The following is a 3484-nucleotide window of genomic DNA, read 5'->3' as shown; positions in this document are numbered from 1 at the left end:
CGCTGACGCGGGCGGCTCACTCAGATGTGTTGCGCGAATCAACGACTCCAAGAACGACACAGCGACGGTCGCCTGGCTTGCAAGTCGGTCGAGGACATCGGAAGTCTCTTCGAGCGCGAGGTCGTGGGTTTGCTCCTTTTGCCGAAGGTCCAATAACATGCCCTGGGCGTCCGCGGATCGGACCGCCCCAGCGAGTCGGCCGACGCAGAGGAAGTCGATCAGCTCATCGCTTCGTTGCTCGACACGCCGTGCCGCATGCCTGACCACGCCCCGCCAACCGCCGACAACCGCGCCGGCCCAAGGTCGGGGCGTCGGTACGCGCTGGTCACGCCCTGCCGAGACGAGGAAGACTTCGCCTCAGCAACCATCGCCAGCGTCGCCGATCAGACCGAACCGCCTGCCGTCTGGATCATCATCGACGACGGCAGCACCGATCGCACGCCGGCCATCCTGGACCACTGGGCCAGCCGTATCCCGTTTATCAAGGTCGTACGACGCGAGAAGCGCGAGAACAACGGCCGACGCGTGGGCGCGGGCGTCATCGAAGCTTTCGACGAAGGACTGACGCACGTCGACATGGACGGCGTCGACTACGTCTGCAAGTTCGACCTCGACCTCAAGATGCGGCCCGGCTACTTCGCGGCCGTTATGGACGAGATGGAGCGCGACCCGCGCTTGGCCGTCTTTAGCGGCAAGCCCTACTTCAAGCATCGCGACGCACTCGGCCGCGAGCGAATGGTCAGCGAGATGTGCGGCGACGAGAACGCCGTCGGCATGGCCAAGTTCTACCGGGTCGACGCCTTCCGCGACATCGGCGGGTTCGTGCAGGAACTCATGTGGGACGGCATTGACGGGCACATGTGCCGCATGCACGGCTGGCGTGCCCAGAGCCACGACCACGACGAGGCCCTCAAGTTCGAGCACCTTCGCCCGATGGGCACGAGCCACCGCGGCTGGTGGACGGGTCGCTCACGTCACGGCCGGGGTCAGCACTTCATGGGAACGGGTCTGCTCTACATGCTGGCCAGCGCGACGTTTCGCCTGACCAGGCCGCCGCTGATCGTCGGCGGGTTGGCGATGATGTCGGGTTACCTCTGGTCGGCGCTGCGAGGTCGTAAGCGATTCGACCAGCGCTACGACCGGCCGGACTTCAGGCGATTCCTGAGGCGATACCAGCGTCTTTCGCTTCTCCACGGCAAGGCGGCGGCGACCCGGAAAGTCGACCAGGAACAGGCGGCGGCGTTCGAGTCGCGTCACGAGACACCGCCTGCGAAGCGGCTCTCGAAGAAGAGCAGTTCGAGCGATTCGCTGCTGGCGACGCCGGCGACGAGTTGAGTGAACGGCGAGTTCTGCGTCGATCGCGCCCAACGTTGTGGAGGGCGCGGTGTCTTGCTGCGGTCACCCGATAGCCGTCCGCGTCCCCGGTCAGAGCTGGAGATGCGGGCCGATTGTGCCGACGAAATCGATGTCGGGACGCTTGTGGCGTGCGACTGCAACGCCCGGGGTGTGCGGTGCGCCTGTCACCGGAACCGATCGCCGGCCCTGCCTTTCCCCATCGCAGCCTTGCCTTGACGCTTCAGACTTCCCCCAACGCCGCATCGTCGCTTGCCGCCGACTTCGGCGAGACTGACGGTGATGCGCTGGGCCAAAAAGGTAAACTGGCCGGCGACGACGACGTGCCCGACGCAACCGACCAACCCGACGCTGCCGTCCAGCCCGCCGATCTCAATGGCGATCGGCTGTACGTTGAAGACCTCGAGCGGACGCGTCTTGCCGGCATTTCGATCCACCGCGTGACGGAGGAGCAGGTCGTCCGCGTCATCCTGAGCGAGTTGGCCGTGGGTCGCGGCGGGACGGTGGTGACGCCGAATCTGGATCACCTGTTCCGCGCGAACAAGGGCGTGTCGTTCAAGGCGCTGGTCGCCGACTTCGACCTGGTCGTCGCCGACGGCATGCCGCTGGTGTGGGCGAGCCGCATTCAGGGAACGCCTTTGCCCGAGCGCGTGGCGGGGAGCAACCTGATCAACTCGCTCAGCGCCGGCGCGGCCGAGCAGCGACGAAGCCTGTTTCTGCTGGGCGGTGATCCCGGCACAGCCGAGGGCTCGGCGAAGGTGCTGAAAGAGCGGCACCCGGAGATTCGCATCGCCGGCACGCACTGCCCCGAGCGTGGATATGAGCAAAATCCCGTACGTTTTGCCCAGATCGTCGACGCTCTACGCGACGCGCAGCCGGACATCGTCTTCGTCGCACTCGGCTCACCGAAACAGGAGCGGCTGATTCGCCAGCTTCAGCCGACGCTGCCTCGTGCGTGGTGGCTCGGCATCGGCATCAGCTTCAGCTTCATCACGGGCGAGGTCTCGCGTGCCCCGGCGTGGATGCGGAACAACGGGCTGGAGTGGATCCACCGGCTCTATCAGGAACCGGGTCGCCTGGGCAAACGGTACCTCTTCGACGGCCCGCCCTACGCGGCGAAGCTGCTGATGGGCTCGCTCTTCGAGCGTGTGTCCGGCCGGGCGAGAGTGGTTCCGGCACCGGGTCGGCTCTCCCCCGAGCCCGTCAACGGTTCAGCCACGCCCGCGGCGCCGGTCCAGCCCGAGATGCCTGCGGTGCGGGCGGAGGATCATGCCGGCGACATCGTCAGCCACCAGGCCCAGCCGGCCGAGGGGAACGAGCGGGACGTGCTGCGTGACCTGCGCGAGATGATCCTGCTGGGCGGACAGGCGCTGCCAAGCCGACTCGCCGTCGCGGCGGAGCGGCCGGTGCTGGAGATGCCGCTGTGCCGGCGAGCCGATCACGCGGAGCAACATCCTGGAAAAATGGAGCGGCTCATCGACGGCTGGCTCCGCTGGGGCGAGGGCGTCGCGGAGCTGGCGGGACAAGATTTCTTGCCCACGCGACTCGTCTTCAACCCCAATCAGCGACTGCCCAGCGCCGTCAGCCCACCCGGCGTGGTACCGCGGCCCGCGGGTGCGTTTACAGTCGAAACTGATATCTCGCCCCATCGTGGTACGGGTGGCCTTCTGCACGACTTGGTACTCGGCCAGGATCCAAGTGCGCTCGTACTGGTCTGCACCGCCCGCCAAGTGATGATCGACCCGCTGGTCGCGGTAGTCCGGACTTTGGCGGGTCGCATCGCCCGCGGAGCCGACGCCGCCATCATCGCTCATCGAGACGGCACTCCGGCGGGCGTCATGCTGATCCGCAGCGGCGTCCTCCAGTCCATCAAGGCGGTCGGATACGTCGACATGAAGCAGCAGGCACTGCCGGAGCTGCGGAACCGGTTCGACATCCGAGTCGTCCGATCCCGGAGAGCGACGGGCATCCCGATTTTCGGTGCCACCAGCTACATCCAGGCCGTCGGTCGCTACCACGCCCAGCGGGACGGTCGCGGCTTTGAGGCTCCGCCGCTTGGCATTCCGCTGGCCGAAGACTTCGGCTGCCACTTCACGCTGGTCGAAGACGGCGCACAGGTCGATTCTTCCGT

General features: G+C 66.6%; 3 protein-coding genes. 2 read left to right on the top strand and 1 reads right to left on the bottom strand.

Translation table 11 applies throughout. From position 1 onward, the window contains the following. Positions 1–267: hypothetical protein (locus AAGI46_16380; GenBank protein MEM1013784.1), on the bottom strand; the 267-nt coding region annotated here is incomplete at its 3' end. On the opposite strand from AAGI46_16380, the gene AAGI46_16375 reads away from it, so the two are divergent. Further along, positions 256–1335 carry a glycosyltransferase family A protein gene (locus AAGI46_16375; protein MEM1013783.1) on the top strand — a complete coding sequence of 360 codons (1080 nt, stop codon included), beginning with the start codon at positions 256–258 and terminating at the stop codon, positions 1333–1335. The two genes, AAGI46_16380 and AAGI46_16375, sit on opposite strands and share 12 nt — an antisense overlap. 233 nt (positions 1336–1568) lie before the next feature. Then, positions 1569–3484, top strand: a 1916-nt coding sequence (locus tag AAGI46_16370) for a WecB/TagA/CpsF family glycosyltransferase (protein ID MEM1013782.1), incomplete at its 3' end; no start/stop codon positions are given.

The organism is Planctomycetota bacterium (assembly GCA_038746835.1).
Classification (GTDB): Bacteria; Planctomycetota; Phycisphaerae; order Tepidisphaerales; family Tepidisphaeraceae; genus JBCDKH01.
This window is presented reverse-complemented; position numbering and strand designations above follow the sequence as displayed.